Raw genomic sequence first — 23,255 nt, forward strand, 5'->3', positions numbered from 1 at the left:
TCACGGCTTCTTCGGCTTGTCCTCGTCGTCGAGGCGGTTGGTACCGACGCCGAGGTAGATCAGGATCGGAGCGGCAATGAAGATCGAAGTGTAGGTACCGACCAGCACCACGCCGAACATCATGGTCGCAGTGAAACTGTGGATGGCCTTGCCGCCGAACAGCAGCAGCGCGAGCAGCGCCAACGTCACGGTGACGTGGGTGATGATCGAGCGCGACAGCGTCGAGTTGATCGCCAGGTTCAGCAGCTCGGGCATCGGCATCTTCTTGTAGCGCCGCAAGATCTCGCGGATTCGATCGAAGATGACCACAGTATCGTTCAGCGAGTAGCCGAGAATGGTCAGAAGCGCCGCGATACTGGTGAGGTCGAAGTCGATCTGGGCAATCGACATGAAGCCGATCGTCAGCACGATGTCGTGGACGTTGGCGATCATCGCGCCGAGCGCGAACTGCCATTCAAACCGGAACCACAGATAGATCAGGATGCCGACGATCGCCAGGATCAGGCCGACGGTTCCGTATGCGAGCAGCTCGCTCGAGACGCGCGGACCGACCACCTCGACCCGGCGGTATTCTACAGAATCCCCGAGCGCCTGCCGCACCTTTTGCACCGCCTGCTGCTGAGCCTCATCGCCGCCCGGCTGCTGCGCAAGCCGGATCAGCACATCCGACGGGCCGCCGAACAGCTGCAGCTGGACCTCGCCAAGGCCCAGCTCGCTGAGCGTGGTGCGAAGCTGAGCGATGTCAGCGGGGCCGGACTTCTGCTGCACTTCCATCAGCGTGCCGCCGCGGAAGTCGATGCCGAAGTTCAGTCCGTGGGTGAAATAGAGCGTGATGGCGATGATCGACAGCAGCGCCGAGATCGGAAAGCTGATGCGGCGGAAACGGATGAAGTCGAACTTGGTGTCGTCCGGCACGATACGCATCGCCGGGATGACACCGTAGATGCTCAACACCGTCAGAACGGTGATGAGCACCCCGAGCGAAATGATGATCCAGAATGTCACGCGCGCTTCTTTCTTAGATCGGCACGACCTGCGGCCGTTTCCACCGGACCCACATCGCAACGATCAGCCGGGTGACGGTGAAGGCCGTGAAGACGGTGGTGATGATGCCGATACCGAACGTCACGGCGAAGCCGCGCACCGGGCCGGTACCGACGTAGAACAACACCGCCGCCGCAATGAAGGTGGTGATGTTGGAATCGAGAATGGTGGCAAGTGCGCGCGAGAAGCCGGCGTCGATCGCTGAGATCGCACTACGCCCTGCTCGCAGCTCCTCGCGGATGCGCTCGTAGATCAGCACGTTGGAGTCGACGGCGATGCCGACGGTCAACACCACGCCAGCGATACCCGGCAACGTCAACGTCGCGTTGAGCATCGACAGGATGCCGAAGATCATCGCCACGTTGATCATCACAGCGACGTTGGCGAAGAAGCCGAACAGGCGGTAGGTCAACAGCATGAAGATGATGACGAGCACCGAGCCCACATAGGAGGCGAGCTCGCCGGCCTCGATCGAGTCCTGTCCGAGCCCCGGTCCAACGGTGCGCTCCTCAATGATGGTCAGCGGTGCGGGCAGCGCGCCAGCGCGCAACAGGATCGCAAGATCGTTGGCCTGCTGCACCGTGAAGCCGCCGGAAATCTGCCCCGAACCGCCGGTAATCGGCTCGCGGATGACCGGCGCCGAGATCACCTCGTTGTCGAGCACGATCGCGAACGGCAGACCGACATTCTCGGAGGTCGCCTGCGAGAACTTGCGGGCACCCGAGGTGTTGAAACGGAACGATACGATCGGCTCACCCGAGCGCTGATCGAAACCCGGCTGCGCATCGGTGAGATCACCGCCGGACACCAACACCTGCTTCTTGATCACATACGGCGTCTTCGGTGCCTGCGAACTCATCAAGAGTTCGGAATCCGGCGGCAGCCGCCCGCCCTGGGCCTGCTCCGGCGAAATGCTGGTATCGACCATGCGGAAGTCGAGCTTGGCGGTCTTTCCCAATAGCTCCTTCAGACGGCTCGGGTCCTGCAGACCCGGCACCTGCACCAGGATGCGGTCGATGCCCTGGCGCTGGATCAACGGCTCGACGGTGCCGAGCTCGTTGACACGGCGTTCGACGATCTGGATCGATTGCTCCACCGACTGGCGGATGCGCTCGGTGATGGCCGCCTGTGGCACAGTCAGGCGAATCAGGCCTCCGCCGGCATCGCTCACCTCCATGGTCCGCTGGCCGCTGGAACCCAGCAGGCCGCCCAGCGGCTGCGACAGCTCGCGCAGCTTGGCGAGCGCCTGCGGAGCGTCGGCCTCGGAGACCCGGACCTCGACCACGTCGCCACGGATGTTGATGCCACCGGTGAAACGGATGCGGGCGTCACGCAGCGTCTTGCGCGCGTCATCGACGACCTGCGCCAGCTTGTCCTTCTTCACCGCATTGGAATCGACCTCCAGCAACAAGTGCGAACCACCCTGCAGGTCGAGACCGAGCACGATGTGACGCTGTGCCCATTTCGGCCAGGTCTTGACCACATGTTCCGGAACGAAGTTCGGAACGGCGCACAGGCAGACGAGCAACGCGGTCGCAATGATCGCGAAGACCTTCCAGCGGGTGAAATAAAGCATGGCGCTTGACCGTTTCGCTTGCAGCGGAGCCGGCGCTAGCTTGCCGCCGCCTCGTCCTTGGCCGGTTCGCCTTTGGCACGTACCGCCGTAATCATCTGCCGCATCTGCCGGATTCGCACGCCGTCGGCGACCTCGATTTCCACCTGGTCGTCATCGACCACCTTGGTCACCTTGCCGACCATGCCGCCGGAGGTGACGATGCTGTCGCCGCGGCGCAGGTTCTTGACCATTTCGGCATGGTCTTTCACGCGCTTCTGCTGCGGGCGCAGGATCAGGAAGTACATGATGACGAAAATCAGCGCGAACGGCAGCAGCGAGGTAAGCAGGCTGGTGGTGTCGCCGCCGGCAGCTTGCGCAAACGCAGGGGTAATGAACATGGAAGGTCCTTCAGGCGGAATCATCGCGGAGGCCAAATCGGCTGATTTGGCCAAAATTCGCGCGGACTATAACGACCAGCGCCCCAATTGCAACGGCAGCTAAGGCCTTGATTTATGGGCCGCTTGCGGGAGAGCCGCGGCCTCGTTATGCCTGCGGGCAAAGGAAGTGCCGTGATGACCAAAAAGCCTGAAAAAAAGCAGCCCCCCCGCAAAACCAATCCCCGTAAACCCGCGAAGGCAGCCAGCGCGACAAAACGTCCGCAACGGGCGGCCTTGCCCCCTGAACTCGACGCCAGCGAGCGGATTGCCCGCGCCCTGGAAGCGATCGCCGCCCGTCTGCCGGGAGCCGCTCCCGCAGATCAACCCGAAAATCCTCTGGCCCAGGCGGACGCATTCGTTTGGCATCCCGCTGGTCGGCTGATTCCCGTGCCGCGCGTCAGCCGGGTCGAACTCGCGCTCTTGAAGGGCGTCGACCGCATGCGCGACATCCTGACCGAGAACACCGAGCGCTTCGCTACCGGCTTGCCCGCCAACAACGCCCTGCTGTGGGGAGCGCGCGGCATGGGAAAATCGTCCCTCGTCAAGGCTGTGCATGCGAGCGTGAATGCATCACCTGAGGTGAACGGCAAGCTCAAGCTGATCGAGATCCATCGCGAGGACATCGAGACCCTGCCGGTGCTGATGACGATGCTGCGCGGCGCCAGCGAGCGGATCATCGTGTTCTGCGACGACCTCTCCTTCGACGGCAACGATGCATCCTATAAGTCGTTGAAGGCCGTGCTCGAAGGCGGCATCGAGGGTCGGCCGGACAACGTTATCCTCTACGCGACCTCGAACCGGCGCCACCTGCTCGCGCGCGAAATGATCGAGAACGAGCGCTCGACTTCGATCAATCCCGGCGAAGCGGTCGAGGAGAAGGTGTCGCTGTCCGATCGTTTCGGACTGTGGCTCGGCTTCCATCGCTGCAGCCAGGACGAATACCTGGCGATGGTCCAGGGCTACTGCGACCACTACGGCATCACGATCGCCGAGGACGAACTGCATCGCGAGGCGCTGGAATGGTCCACCACCCGCGGCTCACGGTCGGGCCGCGTCGCCTGGCAGTTCGTGCAAGACCTGGCCGGCCGCAAGAAAGTGCGCCTCACGACGAAGGCCTGATCCCGTCATAGGAATCAGGCCTTTGCTGATGTCGTATCCGGGCCGGCACCGTTCTGGAGCCGGCTGACTGAAGCTGGCCGCTCAGGTCCCGTTCAGGAATTTAGACGGGTCGACGGGGGTTGAACCCTGACGGATTTCGAAGTGGAGCTGCGGGGACGCCACTTCTCCCGTCTGACCCGCCTTGGCAATGGTCTGGCCGCGCTTGATCGTCTCGCCGCGCTTGACCATCAGCTCGCTCGCGTGGGCATACGCGGTGACATAGCCGTTGGAATGCCGCACCAGAACCAGATTGCCATAACCTTTCAACTCGTTGCCGGCGTATGTGACGACGCCGTCTTCGGCCGCCTTAACCGGCGTGCCCTCCGGCACGGCGACGTTGATGCCGTCGTTCTGCTTGCCGTTGGTCTTCGCCCCGTAGGCGGTGATCACCCGGCCGCGCACGGGCCAGCGGAACGACGGAAGACCGCCCGTCGCATCTTGCCGAGCCTCTTTCTCGATCTCCTTGGTTTCGGAGGCGAGATTGGCGCTTTCCTTCTTGGATGGAATCTCCGCCACGACGACGGGCGTAGGTGCAGCCGCTGCAGGCGCGGGCTTGGCGGAAGCCACGACCGGTGCGGGCTTCGGCTGCAGCGCGGGAGCCGGAGCCTGTGCGACGGCGACACCCTTCCCGCCTGGAATGGTCAGCCGCTGGCCGATCTTCAACTGCACGGTCACCGGCAGGTTATTGGCCCTGGCAAGCTGCGCTGCCGGAATGTTGTTCTTGCGCGCGATGCTGTGCAGCGTCTCGCCTGGGTTCACGACGTGAGCGCCGCCGCGCGCCACCGAGGCAACCGCGGCCGGCTTGGTTTGCGGAGCGGCCAATGCCGGCGCGGCCTGCGCGACGCGCCGCGGAATGACGAGCTGCTGGCCCGGCTGCAGGTTGCGCGGGGTCGGCAGGCCATTTGCCTTCATGATCTCCCGCGCCGGCACACCGTAGCGTTGCGCGAGCGTATCGACGGTATCGCTGGTGCCGACGATGATGGTCGTCCCGTCAGCCGTGCTCCAGGTTCCATTGGCGGCAATCGAACGCGGAGAAGCGCTTGCGGTGGTCTCGATCGGCTTGGACGGCGGTGCGTAGGCGGCAACGCCGCGCCCGCCTCCGGAGACGCCGGACGGCTGCAGGCTGCCCTGGCGCTGATAACCATAAGCCGGTGCAGTCTGCGGCGGCGCGCCGTATTGCGGAAGCGGACGACTCTCGACCCGCCCATAAGGCGCGGCAGGCGCCGGCGGCGGGGCAACACTCCCTGTCGCCTCCTGTTGGCGCGTCGCGAAAGGGTTTTCAGCGAAACGGTGAGAATCTGCGCTGCAGCCAGCCAGACCAGCGGAGACTAGCGCGACGACCGCTACAGGCGATGCGCGGCGCGCACGAAACAACTCGGCGACACGGGACATGGTTACTCACTCGCACGCAACTCGAACTAAATTGAGTTAACACGCGGGCAGTAAATAAACCCTTTCGCCTGCCACAATCGTCTGATCGCACTCGCAAAACCCTGGTTCTTGGTACGCAGCGTCATGCTGACGTGCGCGGGGCCATGCCGGTCGTGAGCAGCTCAACGTGCCCTGTCAAAGCTGACGCGCAATCCCACGCAGCGCCGGGACGAAGCGAACCTCGAGCAGATCCTCCCGCGCAACGCCGTCGGCGCTGCGGGTGAACCGTGTCAGCATCTGTGTCCCCTGCTGCGGTCCGACCGGCGCAAGCAGAATGCCCTCCTTCGTCAGTCGCCCCAGCAGCTCATCCGGGACAGCCTCCATCGCCGCGGTCACCATGATGCGATCGAACAGGCCGAGCTCATCCGGCAGGTCGTAGCCGTCCACCGTCTGCACCTCGACATTGTCGCGCGACAGCCGTTGCAGGCGAAGCCGCGCACGGTCCGCCAGCGTCCGAAAGCGCTCCACCGAAACCACCTCGGCGGCGAGATGCGACAGCACCGCGGCCTGATAGCCCGACCCGGTGCCGATCTCCAGCACGCGATGATGCGGCCGCAGCCGGAGCTGCTCGGTCATGTAGGCAACGACGAACGGCTGGCTGATCGTCTGCCCGCAAGCGATCGGCAGCGCGGCATCGGCATAGGCTTCCTCGCGTGTACCCGCTTCGACGAACTCCTCGCGCGGGACTTCGTCCATCGCTTTCAGCACCGCATGATCGACGATGCCGCGACGGCGCAGCAGGAGCTGAAAGTTCATCCTTTCGTTAGAAGAATCGTCCGAAGACACGGCCGCAAAACTCGCCTGAAGAATCGATGCGAGTGGCACAATAGCACTGTGCGGCCGAAGTTTGACCGGCCGAAGGCATTTACGCTGCGACGCAACCACGCCTTGGAGCGTCAGGCCGCTTGTCCGCCGGCGATGATCACCTTCTCCTCGGTGATGAACATCTTGATCCGTCCGATGAAGATCGCCCCGTGGGCGCGCAGCGCCTTCATCTCCGGGCTTTCGAGCGCCTGCTGCATCGATGCCTTGTCGTCGTACCAGAGCTCGGCAATGCCATCGGCCTGAACCTGCTGGTCCGGGATGTCCGCCCGGCTGGGTTCATCAACGATCAGCGAGAGCACGTAGCGCCGGAGGCCCGGCACTGACAGCGCCATCGGTGCGTGATCGTCGACCCAGTGGCGCAGGAATTCCTCGCGCGTCATGCCGTCCTTGCGCGTCAACAGGGCAATGCTTTTGATCATGATCGTCTCCGCCGTGTGATAAGCGTCAGTTCACGCTCGCGCCCGAGACCGCGATCACCTCGCGGAAACGGGCGATCTCTTTCGCCGTGAACGCCGACAGCTCGGCAGGGCCGGCAAACTCGATTGCCGTGCCAGTGCCGGCGAGACGCCGCTGCAGGTCCGCATCCGCCATCGCCCGCTCGAACGCCTTGGTGAGCGTGTCGATGATCGCCTGCGGCGCGCCAACCGGTGCATAAATCGCATTCCACGAGGCGAACACGAAGTCCGGGTAGCCGCTTTCGATCATCGTCGGCACGTCCGGCAATTCGGCAAGCCGGGTCGCACCGAGCGTCGCCAGCGGGATCAGTTGCTTCGCCTCCACATAGCCTTTCAGCGGCAGGTACGGATAAAAGATCATCGAGGTACGGCCGCTGAGCAAATCTTGAAAGACCTGTCCGCCGTTGTAAGGCACGTGCAGCAGTTGCAAGCCGGCCGCCTTGTTGAACGAAGCGCCGGCGAGATGCGCCGAGGTGCCGCTGCCGGTCGATGCATAGTTCAGCTTCTCCGGCTGCTTCTTCGCCAACGCCACGAGTTCGGCGACCGTGCGCGCCTGCACATCCGGATGCACCACCAGCACCAACGGCTGGCTGGCGATGCGTGCGACCGGCGCGAAGTCCTTCATCGGATCGTACTTGATCGATTTGTAGAGGCTGATGTTCACCGCCTGCGTCTGGCTCGTTCCCCACAACAGCGTGTAGCCATCCGCCGTCGAGCGAGCCGCGGACTCCGCACCGAGGCTGCCGCCGGCACCAGCCTTGTTCTCGATCACCAGCCGCTGGCCAAGCAAATCCGATACTTTCTCCGTCACCTGCCGTGCGAGCAGATCGGTGGTCGTGCCGGCCGCATACGGTACGACCAGACGGACCGGGCGATCGGGATAGGTCTGCGCGAAGCTCGCGCGCAGCGACAGCGGAGTAGCGGCTGCAGCAAGCGCTCCCGCGACCAAGGTGCGGCGGTTAAGTGAGACTGATGATGGATTGCGTGATGACATCGACCCGCGCCTCCGGTTCGCGTTTACTCGCTACGCACCGATGAGATTTTCATTCGACGCGCTCTCCGATCAAGCGACGCGAATGCACATCGCAAGGCGAGAAACGCGTCTAGAGACCTCGCACGCGGCCCTTGGACGGTCAACACGGAGACGTTGACAACTGCGTCGCTTCGTGCCGCGGCACGAAACCACGCGCAGCAATCAACGTTATTTCAGCAGGTCGATGAGTTTGCCGGCATAGGCGTCGTCGGTGAGATTGAGCTTGAGCGGCGTCACCGAAACGCATTTGCGCGCGAGCGCATCGAGGTCAGTGCCGGCGATCGGCGGCTCGACGGCCTGCAAGCGCTCGAAGCCGATCCAGTAATAATCGTTGCCGCGTCCGTCCTTGCGGCCATCGATCCGCAGGAAGCCCTGGTTGCGCTTGCCCTGCCGCGCGATCACCACGCCTGTCACATCGGCGGGCGCGCAATTCGGGAAGTTGATGTTGACGACCACCTCCGGCGGCACGCCGGTCTTGAAGATCTTGCGCACGATCTCCGGCCCGTGGGTCAGCGCCGTATCCCACGGCATGTTCTGCCGCGTCTCGATGCCGAACTCCTGACTGAGCGCGAACGAGGGGATGCCAAGGATCGCCCCCTCCATCGCGCCGGCGATCGTGCCGGAATAGACGACATCCTCGGCGACGTTGCGCCCGCGGTTGACGCCGGAGAGAACCAGATCGGGCCGTTTGTCCTTGATGATATGGCGCACGCCCATGATCACGCAGTCGGTCGGCGTGCCGCGCACCGCGTAGTGGCGCGGCGAGATTTCACGCAACCGCAGCGGATCGTTCAGCGACAGCGAGTGCGACACGCCGGACTGGTCGCTTTCCGGAGCGACCACCCACACGTCGTCGGACAGCTGCTTGGCGATATCCTCAACGACCTTGATGCCGGGAGCGTTGATGCCGTCGTCGTTGGTGCAGAGAATGCGCATGCCGCCTCAATTGCCTTTCTCGATTGTCTTCAGCCCGCCCATGTAGGGCTGCAGCACATCCGGCACGGCAATCGACCCGTCCTGCTGCTGATAGGTTTCCATCACGGCGATCAAGGCACGGCCGACCGCCGTGCCCGAACCATTCAGCGTATGCACGAAGCGCGGCTTGCCGTCGCTGCCGCGGTAGCGCGCATTCATGCGGCGCGCCTGAAACTCACCGCAGATCGAACAGGAGGAAATCTCGCGATACATGCCGCCCTCGCCCTGCCCTGGCATCCAGACCTCGATGTCGTAGGTCTTCTGCGAGGCGAAGCCCATGTCGCCCGCGCAAAGCGTCATCACCCGGTAATGCAGGCCGAGCCGTCGCAGCACTTCCTCGGCGCAGGACAGCATGCGCTCGTGCTCGTCCTTCGAGGTCTCGGGCGTCGTCACGGACACAAGCTCGACCTTGTTGAACTGGTGCTGGCGGATCATGCCGCGCGTGTCGCGTCCCGCAGCACCCGCTTCGGCGCGGAAGCACGGCGTCAGCGCGGTGAAGCGCAGCGGCAGTTCTTTTTCATCGACGATGCTCTCGCGCACGAGGTTGGTCAGCGAGACTTCGGCAGTAGGGATCAGGCCGAGACGCGCGCCTTCGCGCATGACCCAGAACTGATCCTCCTCGAACTTCGGCAGTTGCGCGGTGCCGAACATCGCCTCGTCGCGCACCAGCAGCGGCGGATTGACCTCGGTGTAGCCGTGCTCGCCCGCATGCACGTCGAGCATGAACTGGCCGAGCGCGCGCTCGAGCCGCGCGAGCCCCTTCTTCAGCACGACGAATCGCGCGCCGGACAGCTTGGCGGCGGTTTCGAAATCCATGTCGCCGAGCGTCTCGCCGAGATCGAAATGCGGCAGCGGCTTGAAGCCATAGCTGGGCTTGGCGCCGAAGTGGTGATGCTCGACGTTGCCGTGCTCGTCCGCGCCGTCCGGCACGTCGGGCGCCGGAAACGGCAGGTTCGGGATTTCCGCAAGCCGCCGGTCCAGTGCCTCGCTGGCTGCCTTCGAGTCCGCCTCAAGCTCCGGCAGCCTTGTCTTCAACTCGCCGACTTCCGCCATCAGCGTGTCGGCGCGGGCATTGTCCTTGGCCTTCTTCGCCTCGCCGATTTCCTTCGAGGCCGCGTTGCGCCGCGCCAGCGCCTGTTCGGCGGCAAGGATCGCGGCACGGCGAGTCTCGTCCAGCCCGATCAGCGATGACGACAGAGCCTCCAGCCCGCGCCGCTTCAGCGCGGCATCGAAGGCATCGGCATTGTCTCTGATCCAGCGGATATCGTGCATCGGTTCACTCGTTCTATCGTCATGCCCTTTGCAGGCAGGCATCCAGTACCCCGAAAGGGGCACGTTTGAAATACCGGACGGGAATTGGCCTGCGCCTTACGGGAATCGCAGCGATTTTAGCAAGTTTCGCTGCGTCTCAAGGCGTTATTCGGCTGGGGTCACTGAGGAGGACGACGAGTCCGGCGCCGCCGCCTGCGAGGCTTCGGCCTTCTTCTCAACCATGCGGACGGCGAAGATCGAGGCCTCATAGAGGATCATCAGCGGGATCGCCAGCGAGAACTGGCTGATGATATCCGGTGGCGTCAACACAGCGGCGATGACGAAGGCACCGACGATGAAATAGCGCCGCTTGTCCTTCAGCGTCTTGGAGGTGAGCACGCCGATCCGGCCGAGCAACGTCAGGATCACCGGCAACTGGAAGGCGATGCCGAAGGCGAAAATCAACGACATCATCAGCGACAGATACTCGCCGACCTTCGGCAATAGCGCGATCTCGGCCTGTCCGTCGCCGACCTGCTGCATGCCCAGCGAGAACCGCACCAGCATCGGCAGCACGACGAAATAGACCAGCGTCGCGCCGAGCGCGAAGAAGATCGGGGTTGCGACCAGATAAGGCAGGAAGGCTTGTCGCTCGTTGCGATAGAGGCCGGGCGCAACGAACATGTAGATCTGGGTTGCCACCACCGGGAACGAGATGAACGCCGCGCCGAACAAGGCGAGCTTGAGCTGCGTGATGAAGTATTCGAGCAGCGCGGTGTAAATGAACTTCGAATTGCCGACGCCCGCGACCCAGGTGAACGGCCAGACCAGGACGTTGTAGATCTGCTTGGCGAAGAAGAAGCAGAAAATGAATGCGAGCCCAAACGCCAGCAGCGCCTTGATCAAGCGCGAGCGCAATTCGATCAGATGATCCAGCAGCGGGGCTTTGGTGGCGTCGATATCTTCCTGCGTCATGTCGGCTTGTCCGCAGGTTGCAGCGGTGCGGCGTCGGCGGATGCGGATGTCTCGGATGCCGGCGTCTCAACGGCCGGTGCTGGTGACGCTAGCTCGGCCGTCGCGGCGTGAACGATCGCTTCCTTGAAAGTCTCAGGGGTCGGCGGCTCGGGTGGCGTCGGTGTCGCCACCGCCGAGGTATCGAGCTTCAGCGCCTCCTCCACATCCTTGACCGTGGAGGTTAGCACATTGTTGCTGGCGAGGTTGCCGGCTGCCGCCGTCACCTCGTCGAACTGCTTCTTCATGTCGGCGATCTCGGCTTCCCGCATCGCCTCCTGAAACTGGTTCTGGAATTCAGCGGCCATGCGGCGGGCTTTGCCCATCCACTGCCCGACCATCCGCAGCACGCCGGGCAGCTCCTTGGGGCCAATGGCGATCAGCGCAACGACCCCGATCACGACCAGCTCAGACCACCCGATGTCGAACATGGAATTATCCGCTCGCGCGATGCGCCCTTAAAAAACTGCCTGCGGGCGCCATCGCCATCACCTTGCGCGTCTTCCGCCATCGCAGGCGTGCTCACCTGCCGGAAACCGCGCGCGCCGGTCAGACTGCCTTGCGATTGGCGTCGGTCGCCTGCGGCGCCTGTGAGGACGCGTTGTCGATGCTCTTCATCGGCTCGGTCTTCTCGGCAGTCTTGTCGTCCTCGGACATGCCCTTCTTGAAGGCCTTGATGCCCTGCGCGACGTCTCCCATCAGATCGGAGATCTTGCCGCGGCCGAACAGCAGCAGGACCACTGCGATCACCACGATCCAGTGCCAGATGCTCATTGAACCCATGCCGCTCTCCCAAAAACGCTCAACTGTGCGGGCACGATCCCGGTCGAAACCACACCCCGGCCGAAGCGCCACGTCCGGCCTTGCTCATCCCCGAAACTAGGCGTTGGAGGCGGCAAAAACAAGGACTTAGGCTGGTCACTTCCGCGCGCGATGCTACGCGGTTTGACGCATTGGTAAACCGGCGAAATCGTGCCGTTCGCTCAATCCTTGGCTTCGGAGTCCGGAGGCACCGCGTCGGTCTGTTCAGGCTCCACCTGTGCCGTCTCAGGCTGCGGCTCGGGTTCTGGCGCCGGCGCGAGCGCCAGGTCGAGATCGCCCGGCTCTAGCGGATCCTCGTCCTCGCGGAGGGCCGGATCGTCCGATGGGGTCGGCACGGTAAAGCCGCCCGGCAGGCGCGAATCCAGCAGCCCGGTTCCCCGCAATTCGTCCAATCCCGGCAGATCGTTCACGGCTTCGAGATTGAACTGCGACAGGAACTGCTCGGTGGTGCCGAAGGTCAGTGGACGCCCTGGCGTCTTGCGACGGCCGCGAGGTCGGATCCAGCCCGTCTCCAACAGCACGTCGAGCGTCCCCTTGGACGTGACGACACCGCGGATTTCTTCGATCTCGGCGCGAGACACCGGCTGATGGTAGGCGATGATCGCCAGCACCTCGATCGCCGCGCGCGACAGGCGGCGCGTTTCGGTGCTCTCGCGTGTCATCAGCCAGGCGAGATCGGTCGCCGTGCGGAACGACCATTTGCCGTTGATACGAACGAGATTGACGCCCCGCTCGGCATAGTCGGCCTGCAGCTCAGCCAACGCGGTCTTTACGTCCACGCCCTCGGGAAGCTTCTTCTTCAACGAAGCTTCGTCGAGCGGCTCGGCAGAGGCGAACAGCATCGCCTCCAGCAGGCGGAGTTCCTCCGAGCGCATAGACACGGCCGCAGCCTCGGCGGCCTCGTCAGCCTCGATGTGTTTCTCTGCCAAATGAGCTGGCATCGATGGCTCTCCTTCCACTTAGCTTGCCGGTGTTTCGGGTGCGACAAGCTCGGCAGCCAGGTCGGGCCGCCGCTTACGAACGAAAATCGGCGCGAACGCTTCTTTCTGATGCACTTCCGCCTCGCCTTCCCGGACAAGTTCCAGCGCCGCCGCGAAACTCGACGCAAACACGGTCGCCCGCTGCGACGGCTCGACGACGTAGCTCAAGAGGTACTCGTCCAGGCTGCTCCAGTCTTCGGCCATGCCGACCAGCCGCTCCAGCGACGCACGCGCCTCGTTCAACGACCAGACCGTCCGCTTGGCGAGATGCACGCTGGCCAGCACCCGCTGCTGGCGCTGGGTCGTGTAGGCCGTCAGCAGGTCGTAGAGCGTCGCCGTCCACTTTTGATGCTTGATCTCGGCAATCGCTTCTGGCTCACCACGGGCAAAGATGTCCCGGCCAAGCTGCGGGCGCGTCATCAGGCTCTTGGCCGCCTCGCGGATCGCCTCCAGCTTGCGCAGGCGGTTGGCGAGCGCAGTCGCCATATCCTCGGCGCTCGGCCCTTCCGCCGACGGCGGCTCAGGCAAGAGCAACCGCGACTTCAGATAGGCGAGCCAGGCCGCCATCACCAGATAATCCGCGGCAATCTCCAGGCGCAGCTTCCGCGCCGCCTCGATATAGGCGAGGTATTGATCGGCCAATGCCAGGATCGAGATCTTCGCCAGATCGACCTTCTGATGCCGGGCAAGCGCAAGCAGCAGGTCCAGCGGCCCTTCGTATCCGGCAACGTCGACGACCAGCGTCGGCTCGTCGTCCGGCCGCTCCGCTTGCGTAGCGTCGAAGGGAAGGATTTCTGCACTCATGCTGTCAGGGCTCCCGCACGGCTGACGAGTTCATCGAGTTCGGCGCGCGCCCGCTCGCGATCGAGCGGCTGCGGCTGTTTGCGCGCGGCGAGCGCGCGCTTCGCCCGCTCCAGCGCCTGTCCCGCCAGCAGCGGCGTGTTGGCGGCGACCGCCCGCATCTCTTCCGGATCGCCGTTGCAATGCAGGATCATGTCGCAGCCGGCAGCGATGCTGGCGCGGGTGCGCTCGGCGATCGTTCCCTGCAGAGCATTCATCGACACGTCATCACTCATCAGCAAACCTTGGAAACTGATCGAGCCGCGAATCACCTCCTGGATGATTGTCGCAGAAGTCGTCGCCGGTTGGGCACGATCGAGGGCGCTAAACACAACATGCGCAGTCATCGCCATCGGCAGGTCCGCCAGCGGGCGGAACGCGGCGAAGTCGGTGCGCTCGAGTTCCACAAGCGGCGTATCGACGGTCGGCAACTGAAAGTGCGTGTCCGCGGTAGCCCGGCCATGGCCGGGGATATGCTTGAGCACTGGCAGCACGCCGCCTGCGCAAAGGCCATCCGTCACGGCACGGCCGATCGCAGCAACCTTGGCCGGCTCGGTTCCATAGGCGCGGTCGCCGATGACAGCATCCGCCCCCGCCACCGGCACATCCGCGAGCGGCAGGCAGTCCACCGTGAAGCCAACGTCGGCGAGATCGGCGGCGATCAGCCGTGCGCTCAAATAGGCGGCCCGCAGCCCCTCGTCGGGGGTCCGATCATAGAGCTGCGCGAACACGCTGCCACGAGGATAAGATGGCCAGACCGGCGGCCCAAGGCGCTGGACGCGCCCGCCCTCCTGATCGACCAGCACCGGCGCGTCGGGCCGGCCGACGCATTGGCGCAAGTCCGCAATCAGGGATGCAACTTGCGCGCGATCACTGACGTTGCGCTTGAAAAGGATGAAGCCCCAGGGCTGCTCCTCGCGCAGAAACACCCGCTCATCCTCGGTGAGGGTAAGGCCGCCTACTCCGCTGATGAAGGCTTTGATGCGCATGGGGCCGATTAGCCCGGCCCTGCGCGCAGGGTCAAGGAAACCGCCGTTAATTCCTTTGGACGACGCACTGGCCGCCGGCGGCCTTCAGGCTGTTGCAGAGCTGTCCGGCGTCCTCGGCCTGGGAAAACGGCCCAACCAGCGCGCGATAGTAGATCCCACGCTCGCCGAGATCGGCGCGGCGAATCATCGCCGAGCGCGATCCGAGCACGTTCGGGAACTTGGACTGCATCGCCCGGTAGGCCGCCTGGGCGTCGGCTTCGCTCCGCTGCGACGAAATCTGGACCATATACCCGCCCGATCCACCTGTCGGTTGTGCGGAGGCGGTACGGGTCGGAGCCGGCGCCTGTTGCTGCGGCGACAGCGAGACCGGCGCATTGGCAGGGGCCTGCGCCCGGGCCGAGGCCGCCCGCGACTGGGCAGCCTGCCCCTGTTGACCTGAAGCCGGTGCCGTATCCGGCTGATCAGTGCGGATGCTGAGGGTCCGGACCCGCCTTGGCTCGTCGCCAAGCGCACCATTCGAAACCCCGGCCCGTGGTGGTGTCGAGGCTGTCGTGGTTGCGACCGATTGCGGCGAGGGCGGGTTGGCATTGGTGTTCAACGGCGGGAAAACCACCCGCGGCGGATTGCGGCCATTGATGTCGACCGGCTGCTCCTCGCGTGACAGCAACTGCTCCTGCCCGCTTGGAGCTCCGATGCGGTCGACGATCTTGCCGGAGGCGTCGCTGGTCTGGGTCGGAGGCACGATCTTGGTTGCACCAGGCTCGGCCTTGATCACCGGCGGCTCGCCGCTGCGTGGCGATCCTACGAAGGAACGATAAGCAAACGCGCCCGCCGTGCCGACAACCGCCAGCGCCAGCACCGCCGCGACGGTCATCAACCCGCCGCGCTTACGTTGCGGCTCTTCGTAGTGGCCATCGCCATAGTAAGGCGGATAGTTCGGATCTTGCTCTTGGTAGCCAGCCTGATACGTGCCGTCGGCGTACTGCTGATCCTGGTACTGCGGGTAGTGCGCGTTCTGTGAATTCTGATCATACAGAACGTGATCATAGCGCGCCTGCTGATCGTGTTGATGATCGTATTGCGGCTGCTGTTCGTATTGGGTCTGCTCGGCGTACTGCTGCTCGCGCTGATACTGATATTGATCGTATTGCGGCTGCTGCGGTTGTTGCTGCCGCTCGTCGCGATGACGCGCCGTGCGCAGAAACGCCGGTGGCGGAGGCTCTTCATCCTGCTGCGGATAAGGATCGGCCGAGTAACCCTGCGGCTCCAGCGCCGCGGGCTGAGCGCGCTGCTGCCGGCTCGCGGTGCGCATCCATGATGGCCGCGACGCCTCGGCTGGTGGTGCCTCGTCCGGCACGTCCTCATGCTGCGGCTGATATTGTTGCGATGAAACGCGATCGGCCCGCGTGCGCTCGGCACGCGTGCTCGGCGGAGCGCTCAACGCCGTACCTTGTTCGGTCTGCCCTATCAGACGTGCGAGCTCAGCCAACGGATCGCCATCGGCGCTCTGGCTCGCAGCTCGCCGCGCACCGCGATCGTCGGCGGACTCGGGCCGGTATTGATAACGATCTGCCATCTGATGTTGTCCCCATCAGGAAGGCTGAACAGCGCCGATATGGAAGTCCACGCGGAACCCGTCCAGCCGCTGCGTGTCACCGTCGCCCCTCAACGACGGACACCTCGACTATCGCATTTCGTCCGGCGCCTGGACACCCAGAATCGCGAGACCGGCTGCGAGGACCGACACGACCCCCTGCACCAGGGCCAGCCGCGCTAACGTAATCTCTGCATCATTCTGGATAATGAAGCGTAAATGAGGCAAATCCCGCCCTCTGGTCCAAAGCGCATGGAACTCGCTGGCAAGATCGTAGAGGTAGAATGCGATCCGATGCGGCTCGTGCGCCTCGGCGGCCCCCTCCACCAGCCGTGGGAACAAAGCGAGCCGCCGCAGCAGTCCGAGCTCAGCGGTATCAGCCAACCGCGACAGATCCGCCTTCGCCAGCAGGTACGGCGCGCGGGCCTCCGCCTGCTCGGGCAGGTCGGCGATCGCCTCCCGCGCATTACGGAAGATCGAATAGCCGCGCGCATGGCCGTACTGGACATAGAACACCGCATTGTCGCGCGACTGCTCGATCACCTTGGCGAGGTCGAAATCGAGCACCGCATCGTTCTTTCGGAACAGCATCATGAAGCGCACCGCGTCGGCGCCAACCTCGTCGACCACCTCGCGCAGCGTGACGAAATCCCCGGACCGCTTCGACATCTTCACTGGCTCGCCAGCGCGCAACAGCTTCACGAGCTGCACGATCTTCACGTCAAGCGTGCCCTTGCCTTCGCTGACCGCCCGGATCGCCGCCTGGACGCGCTTGATATAGCCGCCGTGATCGGCCCCCCAGACGTCGACCATGTTGGCGAAGCCGCGATCGAACTTGTTCTTGTGATAGGCGATGTCGGAGGCGAAGTAGGTATACGATCCGTCCGACTTGAGTAGCGGCCGATCGACGTCGTCGCCGAACGCGGTCGCGCGGAAGAGCGTCTGCTCGCGATCCTCCCAATCCTCGTCCGGCCCGCCCTTCGGCCGCGGCAGGCGTCCCTCGTAGACGAGCCCACGCTTGCGCAGGCCATCAATGACAGCCGCCACTTCGCCGCCGTTGGCGCCCTGCAGCGAACGCTCGGAGAAGAACACATCATGGCGCACGTTGAGCGCCTGCAAATCCTTCTCGATCTCGGCCATCATCATCGCGATGGCTTTCGCCCGCACGATCGGCAGCCACTCGGCTTCTGCCATCGCCTTGAGCCTGTCGCCGTATTCGGCCGCTAGCGCTGCGCCGACCGGCTTCAGGTAGTCGCCGGGATAAAGCCCCTCCGGGATCGCGCCGATGACCTCGCCCAGTGCCTCGCGATAGCGCATGAACGCCGACCGCGCGAGCACATCCACCTGCGCGCCGGCATCGTTGACGTAGTATTCGCGCGTCACCTTGAAGCCCGCAAAGTCGAGCAGGCTCGCCAGCGCATCGCCGAACACCGCGCCACGGCAATGGCCGACATGCATCGGCCCGGTCGGGTTTGCCGAAACATATTCGACGTTGATCGCCTCACCGCGGCCGATGCGGCTGCGGCCGTAGGCCGCCCCCTCGCTCAACACCGTGCGCAACACCTCAGGCCAGACCGATGCCTTCAGCCGCAGATTGATGAAGCCAGGCCCGGCGATCTCCACCGTCTCAACCAGCGGATCGGCCCGCAGCAGCTCCGCGATCTTCTCCGCAAGATCGCGTGGCTTCGCCTTGGCATCCTTGGCCAGCACCATCGCCGCATTCGTCGCCATATCGCCATGCGCGGCATCGCGCGGCGGCTCGACCACGATCCGCGACAGATCGAGCCCCGCAGGGATCGTTCCCTGATCGCTCAAAGTACGGCAAGCCGCCTGCACGCGATCGAGGACTTGAGCGAAAAGATGGGACTGGCCAGATGCTTGGGTCATGGAATTTCAGTGAGATATCAGGACGATCATGTCCATCGTTGACCGGCCGCCTAACGCAATTCGGGGGTTAAGTCAAAAATCCGCTGGTGTTCGACGATGGCGAAGCGGTCGGTCATGCCGGCGATGAAGTCGCCGATGCCGCGCGCCAGCTCAACGTCGCTCGCTTCGGCCGGCAGCCATCCCGGCGGCAACTCCCCGGTATTGGCGCGATAGTGGCCGAACAGGTCCCGCACAATCGCTTCCGCGTCCTGCATGATGGCCATCACCCGCTCGTGCCGATACATGCGCTTGAACAGAAAAGCCTTGATCTCCCGCTCGGCCGCGGCCATCGCCGCCGAAAATGCCGCGGTCGGTCGCCCCAGACGCCGGACCTCGCCGGGCGACGCGGGTAAGCTTTCGCCGAGCCGGCGCTGGGTCTCGGCCACCACGTCGCCGATCAAGTGCGAGATCAGCTCCCGAACCAGTTCCGCTCCCCGCCGCGGCTGGTCAAGCCTGGGAAAGCGTGCGTCGATGTCGGCAACGATTCCGCCGATCAACGGCACAGCCGCAAGATCATCGATCGCGAACAGGCCGGCGCGCAGGCCGTCATCGATGTCGTGGGCATCGTAGGCGATATCATCGGCAAGGCCTGCGACCTGCGCTTCGAGCCCGGCGATGCTCGAGAGTTCGAGGTCGTGTCCTCTGACGTAGTCGGCAATCGCATGCGGCACGCCGGTCTCGGCGTATCGCCCCGCGGGCCGGCCATCCTTGTCCGTCAGCGGCCCGTTGTGCTTGACGATGCCCTCGAGTGTTTCCCAGGAGAGATTGAGGCCGTCGAAGGCTGGATAGCGCCGTTCCAGCGTGGTGACGACGCGCAAGGTCTGGGCGTTGTGATCGAACCCGCCCCAGGCGTGCAGACAACCATCGAGGGCACGCTCCCCCGCATGGCCGAACGGGGTGTGGCCGAGATCGTGTGCCAGCGCCAACGCTTCGGTCAGGTCCTCGTCGAGACCGAGCTGGCGGGCGATCGCCCGGGCGATCTGCGCAACCTCCAGCGAATGGGTCAGTCGTGTGCGATAATGGTCCCCTTCATGGAAGACGAACACCTGGGTTTTGTGCTTGAGGCGGCGGAACGCCGTCGAATGGATCACCCGGTCGCAGTCCCGCCGGAATGCGCTGCGAGTCTTGCTCGGCGGCTCGGCGTGCAACCGCCCCCGGCTGTGCTCCGGATCGCAGGCGTAGACCGCGCGCGGCGCCGCCATCCCGACCGCCATAGTTTACCTCTAAATTACCCGGGTTTACGGTTTGATTCTCGGTCCCGGCGCACTTAACTATGAGTTGCGGGGCGATCAAACCCTTCGACCATGATATCCGGACGACGGAAACCCGCTTTCGGATGTCGCGCCCTGCGCAAGGCTATCGGAGCAAGCAATGTCTGCGACTGTCACCATCACCGAACGGGCCGCCCGCCGCATCGGGCAAATCCTGCAATCGGAAGGCGTCGGCGCGATGCTGCGGATCAGTGTCGAGGGCGGCGGCTGCTCCGGATTTCAATACAAGTTCGACGTGGAGAAGACCCGCGCGGAGGATGATCTGGTGATCGCCCGCGATGGGGCAACCGTGCTCGTCGATCCCGCCTCGGTTCCTTTCCTCGCTGGTTCAGAAGTCGATTTCGTCGACGACCTGATCGGCGCCTCGTTCCGCGTGGTCAATCCGAACGCCACCGCGTCCTGCGGCTGTGGCACCAGCTTCTCGATCTGAGAACTGACGCCTTTTTCCGACAGCGTCCCCGGTCTTTGAAGCCGCCCCACGGCAGAACGGTCACGGCTGCCTTGCCGGGCGCCGTGTGAAGATTTTCGCGCGGTTTATTCCGCCGCCACCTGGCGCGGGCGCTCCTCGACTTCCACGAACTCCGGCTCGAGACGACGCTTCAGCTTGCGGTCAATGCGATCGAGGTAGATGTAGATCACCGGCGTAATGAACAGCGTCAGCAGTTGCGAGACCAGAAGACCGCCAACCACCGCCACGCCCAGCGGCTGACGCAGCTCGGCGCCAGCGCCAGTTCCGAGTGCGATCGGCAGCGTGCCGAAGATCGCCGCGAACGTCGTCATCATGATTGGGCGGAAACGCAGCAATGCCGCCTCGCGGATCGCATGCTCCGCGCTGAGGCCAACAGCGCGGCGGCTGATCGCGAAATCCACCATCATGATCGCGTTCTTCTTGACGATGCCGACTAGCATGACGATGCCAATCATCGCGATCACCGACAGGTCCATGTTGAACAGCATCAGAGTCAGGATCGCGCCGATACCCGCCGACGGCAAGCCGGAGATGATCGTGATCGGATGCACGAAGCTCTCGTAGAGAATGCCGAGGATGACGAAGGCCGCGAACACCGCAGCCAGGATCAGCACGCCCTGCCCCCGCAACGAGTCCTGGAACACCTGCGCCGTGCCGGAGAAGCCGCTGACGATCGAGACCGGCAGGTTGGCGTCGCGCTCGATCTCGGAAATCTTATCGACCGCGTAACCGAGCGAGACGTTCGGCGCGAGGTTGAACGAGATCGTCACCGACGGCTGCTGGCCCTGGTGGTTGATCTGCAGCGGTCCGATGCTCGGAACCAGCTTCGCCACCGCATCAAGCGGAATCGTCTGGTTGTTGCCGGTCTTCAGATAGAGCTTCGACAGCTCCGACGGATCGACACGGAAACGCGGCTGCGCCTCCAGGATGATCTGGTAATCGTTCGACGGCTTGTAGATCGTGCCGATCTGGCGCGAGCCGAACGCGTTGAAGAGCTGATTGCGGATCTGGTCGGCCGTGATGCCATAGACAGCCGCCTGCTCGCGATCGATCTCCACCGTCAGTTGCGGGTTCTTCACATACAGGTCGGTCGTCACATCCAGCAGCCCCGGAATCTTTGCGATCTTGTCGCGAAGCTCCGGCGCGATCGTATAGAGCGCCCCCGTATCGGCCCCCTGTAACGTGTACTGATACTGGCTCTTGGAGACGCGGCCACCGATGTTCAGGTTCTGGATGCTTTGGAAGAAGGCCTGCATGCCTGGCACCGCCGCCGACTTCTGCCGCAGCCGCGCGATAACCACCGGTGCGGGATCGCGCTCGCCCTTTGGCTTCAGGCCGATGAAGATGCGCCCGTAATTCGCCGTCTGGGTGGGGCCGCCGGCGCCGACGGTGCTGTTGACGAATTCCACCGCCGGGTCGGCGCGCAAGACCTCGTCCAGCTTCTGCTGGCGCTCTACCATCGCATCGAACGAGGTATCGGTTGCAGCCTCCGAGGTACCGATCAGGAAGCCGGTGTCCTCCTGCGGGAAGAAGCCCTTCGGCACGACGTAGTAGAGGAAGGCGGTCGCAAACAGCGTTGCGATCGTGAGAGCGAGCGTGATCGACTTCGCCGCCAGAACCTTGTCGAGGGCCCATTCGTAGCCGCGATGCCACTGGGCGAACATCGCCTCGAAGATACGAAGCACGACATTCGGCTTCTTATGCGCATCGTGCTCCTTCAGCACGCGGGCGCACAGCATCGGCGTCAGCGTCAGCGAGACGAACGCCGAGACGAGGATCGCGATCGCCACCGTCACCGCGAACTCGCGGAACACGCGACCGACGATGCCGCCCATCAGCAGCACCGGAATGAACACGGCGATCAGCGAAAAGGTGATCGAGATGATGGTGAAGCCGATTTCGCGGGCGCCCTTCAGCGCCGCCTCATAGGGTCGCATTCCCTCTTCGATATGCCGGACGATGTTCTCGAGCATGACGATGGCGTCGTCGACGACGAACCCGACCGACAATGTCAGCGCCAGCAACGTCATGTTGTTGACCGAGAAATCGAGCAGATACATCGCGCCGCAGGTGCCGAGCAGCGAGATCGGCACCGCCACCGACGGGATGAAGGTCGCAGCCGCCGAGCGCAGGAACAGGAAAATCACCAGGACCACGAGGATCACGGCGATCAACAGCGTCTCCTGGACATCGAACACCGACTGTCGGATCGAGATCGACCGATCCATGGTGACGTTGACGTTGATCGATGGCGGCAGCTGCGCCTGCAATCCCGGCAGCCGCGCCTTTACGGCATCGACCACCGCCACCGTGTTGGCGTCGGGCTGCTTCTGAACCGCCAGCACGATCGAGCGCTCGCCGTTGAACCAGCTCGCGGTCTTGTCGTTCTCGACGCTGTCATACACCCTGGCCACTTCGTCGAGCTTGATCGGCGAACCATTACGATAGGCCACGACGATCTGCCGGTACGGTTCGGCCGTATCCATCTGGCTCGAGGCCTGCAGCGTGATGTTCTGGCTGGGTCCATTCAACGTGCCCACCGGCGTACTGGAGTTCGCCCGCGCCACCGCGTTGCGGATGTCGTCCATCGACAAGCCGCGGGCGGCGGCCGCCTCTGGGTCTGCCTGCACGCGCACCGCAAATTTCTGGCTGCCGTAGATCTGCACCTGCGCAACGCCGGCGATCTGCGACAGCGCCTGGGCCATGAAGATGTCGCCGTACTCGTTGACGGTCGAGAGCGGCAGCGTGGCCGAGCTCAGCGCGATGAACAGCACCGGGAAGTCCGACGGGTTCACCTTGCGGAAGCTCGGCGGCACCGTCATCTCGATCGGCAAACGCCGCTGGGCGATCGACAGCGCAGTCTGTACGTCGAGCGCGGCCGCATCGATGTTGCGGTTGAGGTCGAACTGGATGGTGATGGTGGTCGTCCCCTGCGCCGATTGCGAGGTCATCGACGAAATGCCGGGTACGGTGGACATCTGCCGTTCGATCGGTCCGGCAATCGAGGCAGCCATGGTGTCGGCGCTGGCGCCTGGAAGCGTCGCGGTGATCGAGATGGTCGGAAAGTCGACCTTCGGCAGGGCTGAGACCGGAAGCAGGCGATAGGCAAAGAGACCAAAAACGATGATCGTTGCCGTGAGCATAGTCGTCATCACCGGACGACGAATGCACTGCTCGGAGAGTCTCATC

Annotated in this window: 21 protein-coding genes; 2 read left to right on the forward strand and 19 right to left on the reverse strand. The window is 64.0% G+C overall.

All coding sequences use genetic code 11. The features are described 5' to 3' along the window. Genes secF through yajC form a run of 3 tightly spaced genes read right to left on the reverse strand, consistent with a single transcriptional unit; the run spans nt 1 to nt 2,997 of the window. Nucleotides 1–1,005, reverse strand: coding sequence for a protein translocase subunit SecF (secF, locus tag X566_RS20425; protein ID WP_034471052.1), 1,005 nt, complete (start codon nt 1,003–1,005; stop codon nt 1–3). Between the two features lie 13 nt (nt 1,006–1,018). After that, a complete protein-coding gene (gene secD / locus X566_RS20430) occupies nt 1,019–2,620 on the reverse strand; it encodes a protein translocase subunit SecD (RefSeq protein WP_034471056.1) in 1,602 nt (533 codons plus the stop codon). 35 nt (nt 2,621–2,655) lie between these two features. Next, nucleotides 2,656–2,997, reverse strand: a complete 342-nt coding sequence (yajC, locus tag X566_RS20435; RefSeq protein WP_034471058.1) for a preprotein translocase subunit YajC — start codon at nt 2,995–2,997, stop codon at nt 2,656–2,658. Nucleotides 2,998–3,171: 174 nt separating this feature from the next. Here yajC and X566_RS20440 point away from each other — a divergent pair, with 174 nt between their 5' ends. Next, nucleotides 3,172–4,155, forward strand: coding sequence for an ATP-binding protein (locus X566_RS20440; RefSeq protein WP_034472619.1), 984 nt, complete (start codon nt 3,172–3,174; stop codon nt 4,153–4,155). Nucleotides 4,156–4,236: 81 nt separating this feature from the next. On the opposite strand, the gene X566_RS20445 is transcribed toward X566_RS20440, so the two are convergent. The 15 genes from X566_RS20445 to X566_RS20515 form a co-directional block, all read right to left on the reverse strand. After that, nucleotides 4,237–5,586 (reverse strand): LysM peptidoglycan-binding domain-containing M23 family metallopeptidase, encoded by a 1,350-nt coding sequence (locus X566_RS20445; RefSeq protein ID WP_034471059.1) that lies wholly within the window; start codon nt 5,584–5,586, stop codon nt 4,237–4,239. Between the two features lie 174 nt (nt 5,587–5,760). Beyond that, nucleotides 5,761–6,411, reverse strand: coding sequence for a protein-L-isoaspartate(D-aspartate) O-methyltransferase (locus X566_RS20450; protein ID WP_275451034.1), 651 nt, complete (start codon nt 6,409–6,411; stop codon nt 5,761–5,763). 110 nt (nt 6,412–6,521) lie between these two features. Continuing rightward, complete coding sequence (locus X566_RS20455; RefSeq protein ID WP_051444391.1) at nt 6,522–6,869, reverse strand: EthD family reductase; 348 nt, start codon at nt 6,867–6,869, stop codon at nt 6,522–6,524. 25 nt (nt 6,870–6,894) lie between these two features. Further along, nucleotides 6,895–7,899, reverse strand: a complete 1,005-nt coding sequence (locus X566_RS20460) for a tripartite tricarboxylate transporter substrate binding protein (protein WP_034471063.1) — start codon at nt 7,897–7,899, stop codon at nt 6,895–6,897. Between the two features lie 207 nt (nt 7,900–8,106). Next, entirely contained in the window at nt 8,107–8,874 is a 768-nt protein-coding gene (gene surE / locus X566_RS20465) for a 5'/3'-nucleotidase SurE (protein WP_034471065.1), read from the reverse strand. A gap of 6 nt (nt 8,875–8,880) precedes the next feature. Continuing rightward, nucleotides 8,881–10,185, reverse strand: a complete 1,305-nt coding sequence (gene serS, locus X566_RS20470) for a serine--tRNA ligase (RefSeq protein ID WP_034471067.1) — start codon at nt 10,183–10,185, stop codon at nt 8,881–8,883. A 144-nt stretch (nt 10,186–10,329) separates the two neighbouring features. Then, the gene (gene tatC / locus X566_RS20475; protein ID WP_034471070.1) at nt 10,330–11,139 is read right to left on the reverse strand and encodes a twin-arginine translocase subunit TatC; all 810 of its coding nucleotides are present in this window, start codon (nt 11,137–11,139) and stop codon (nt 10,330–10,332) included. Further along, nucleotides 11,136–11,606 (reverse strand): Sec-independent protein translocase protein TatB, encoded by a 471-nt coding sequence (tatB, locus tag X566_RS20480; protein WP_034471073.1) that lies wholly within the window; start codon nt 11,604–11,606, stop codon nt 11,136–11,138. The genes tatC and tatB overlap by 4 nt, the downstream gene beginning before the upstream one ends. 118 nt (nt 11,607–11,724) lie before the next feature. Further along, nucleotides 11,725–11,958 carry a twin-arginine translocase TatA/TatE family subunit gene (locus tag X566_RS20485; RefSeq protein ID WP_034471076.1) on the reverse strand — a complete coding sequence of 78 codons (234 nt, stop codon included), beginning with the start codon at nt 11,956–11,958 and terminating at the stop codon, nt 11,725–11,727. Between the two features lie 200 nt (nt 11,959–12,158). Further along, nucleotides 12,159–12,938, reverse strand: a complete 780-nt coding sequence (gene scpB / locus X566_RS20490) for an SMC-Scp complex subunit ScpB (protein WP_051444393.1) — start codon at nt 12,936–12,938, stop codon at nt 12,159–12,161. Between the two features lie 18 nt (nt 12,939–12,956). Beyond that, nucleotides 12,957–13,781 (reverse strand): ScpA family protein, encoded by an 825-nt coding sequence (locus X566_RS20495; protein ID WP_034471080.1) that lies wholly within the window; start codon nt 13,779–13,781, stop codon nt 12,957–12,959. Further along, nucleotides 13,778–14,806: a beta-N-acetylhexosaminidase gene (gene nagZ / locus X566_RS20500; RefSeq protein ID WP_034471081.1), complete on the reverse strand. Its 1,029-nt coding sequence runs from the start codon at nt 14,804–14,806 to the stop codon at nt 13,778–13,780. Before nagZ ends, X566_RS20495 begins: the two co-directional genes overlap by 4 nt. A 46-nt stretch (nt 14,807–14,852) precedes the next feature. Then, nucleotides 14,853–16,382 (reverse strand): SPOR domain-containing protein, encoded by a 1,530-nt coding sequence (locus X566_RS20505; protein ID WP_034471083.1) that lies wholly within the window; start codon nt 16,380–16,382, stop codon nt 14,853–14,855. Between the two features lie 108 nt (nt 16,383–16,490). Then, a complete protein-coding gene (argS, locus tag X566_RS20510; RefSeq protein WP_034471085.1) occupies nt 16,491–18,287 on the reverse strand; it encodes an arginine--tRNA ligase in 1,797 nt (598 codons plus the stop codon). A 50-nt stretch (nt 18,288–18,337) separates the two neighbouring features. After that, on the reverse strand, nt 18,338–19,540 hold the full coding sequence (locus X566_RS20515) for a deoxyguanosinetriphosphate triphosphohydrolase (RefSeq protein ID WP_034471087.1): 1,203 nt from the start codon (nt 19,538–19,540) through the stop codon (nt 18,338–18,340). Nucleotides 19,541–19,697: 157 nt separating this feature from the next. Between X566_RS20515 and erpA the strand changes: the two genes are divergently transcribed. Then, the gene (gene erpA, locus X566_RS20520; protein ID WP_034471089.1) at nt 19,698–20,027 is read left to right on the forward strand and encodes an iron-sulfur cluster insertion protein ErpA; all 330 of its coding nucleotides are present in this window, start codon (nt 19,698–19,700) and stop codon (nt 20,025–20,027) included. A 104-nt stretch (nt 20,028–20,131) separates the two neighbouring features. On the opposite strand, the gene X566_RS20525 is transcribed toward erpA, so the two are convergent. Beyond that, nucleotides 20,132–23,254, reverse strand: coding sequence for an efflux RND transporter permease subunit (locus tag X566_RS20525; RefSeq protein ID WP_034471092.1), 3,123 nt, complete (start codon nt 23,252–23,254; stop codon nt 20,132–20,134). Between the last annotated feature and the right edge of the window lies 1 nt (nt 23,255).

The organism is Afipia sp. P52-10 (assembly GCF_000516555.1).
Taxonomy (GTDB): Bacteria; Pseudomonadota; Alphaproteobacteria; order Rhizobiales; family Xanthobacteraceae; genus P52-10.

Bases quoted from the DNA above. Each gene is read 5' to 3' on its own strand.
- X566_RS20440 (WP_034472619.1), top strand. From the start codon at position 3,172: ATGACCAAAAAGCCTGAAAAAAAGCAGCCCCCCCGCAAAACCAATCCC.
- nagZ (WP_034471081.1), bottom strand. From the start codon at position 14,806: ATGCGCATCAAAGCCTTCATCAGCGGAGTAGGCGGCCTTACCCTCACC.
- X566_RS20495 (WP_034471080.1), bottom strand. From the start codon at position 13,781: ATGAGTGCAGAAATCCTTCCCTTCGACGCTACGCAAGCGGAGCGGCCG.
- argS (WP_034471085.1), bottom strand. From the start codon at position 18,287: ATGACCCAAGCATCTGGCCAGTCCCATCTTTTCGCTCAAGTCCTCGAT.
- scpB (WP_051444393.1), bottom strand. From the start codon at position 12,938: ATGCCAGCTCATTTGGCAGAGAAACACATCGAGGCTGACGAGGCCGCC.
- X566_RS20505 (WP_034471083.1), bottom strand. From the start codon at position 16,382: ATGGCAGATCGTTATCAATACCGGCCCGAGTCCGCCGACGATCGCGGT.
- secD (WP_034471056.1), bottom strand. From the start codon at position 2,620: ATGCTTTATTTCACCCGCTGGAAGGTCTTCGCGATCATTGCGACCGCG.
- X566_RS20445 (WP_034471059.1), bottom strand. From the start codon at position 5,586: ATGTCCCGTGTCGCCGAGTTGTTTCGTGCGCGCCGCGCATCGCCTGTA.
- X566_RS20455 (WP_051444391.1), bottom strand. From the start codon at position 6,869: ATGATCAAAAGCATTGCCCTGTTGACGCGCAAGGACGGCATGACGCGC.
- X566_RS20515 (WP_034471087.1), bottom strand. From the start codon at position 19,540: ATGGCGGTCGGGATGGCGGCGCCGCGCGCGGTCTACGCCTGCGATCCG.
- tatB (WP_034471073.1), bottom strand. From the start codon at position 11,606: ATGTTCGACATCGGGTGGTCTGAGCTGGTCGTGATCGGGGTCGTTGCG.
- surE (WP_034471065.1), bottom strand. From the start codon at position 8,874: ATGCGCATTCTCTGCACCAACGACGACGGCATCAACGCTCCCGGCATC.
- X566_RS20460 (WP_034471063.1), bottom strand. From the start codon at position 7,899: ATGTCATCACGCAATCCATCATCAGTCTCACTTAACCGCCGCACCTTG.
- X566_RS20485 (WP_034471076.1), bottom strand. From the start codon at position 11,958: ATGGGTTCAATGAGCATCTGGCACTGGATCGTGGTGATCGCAGTGGTC.
- erpA (WP_034471089.1), top strand. From the start codon at position 19,698: ATGTCTGCGACTGTCACCATCACCGAACGGGCCGCCCGCCGCATCGGG.
- X566_RS20525 (WP_034471092.1), bottom strand. From the start codon at position 23,254: ATGAGACTCTCCGAGCAGTGCATTCGTCGTCCGGTGATGACGACTATG.
- tatC (WP_034471070.1), bottom strand. From the start codon at position 11,139: ATGACGCAGGAAGATATCGACGCCACCAAAGCCCCGCTGCTGGATCAT.
- serS (WP_034471067.1), bottom strand. From the start codon at position 10,185: ATGCACGATATCCGCTGGATCAGAGACAATGCCGATGCCTTCGATGCC.
- yajC (WP_034471058.1), bottom strand. From the start codon at position 2,997: ATGTTCATTACCCCTGCGTTTGCGCAAGCTGCCGGCGGCGACACCACC.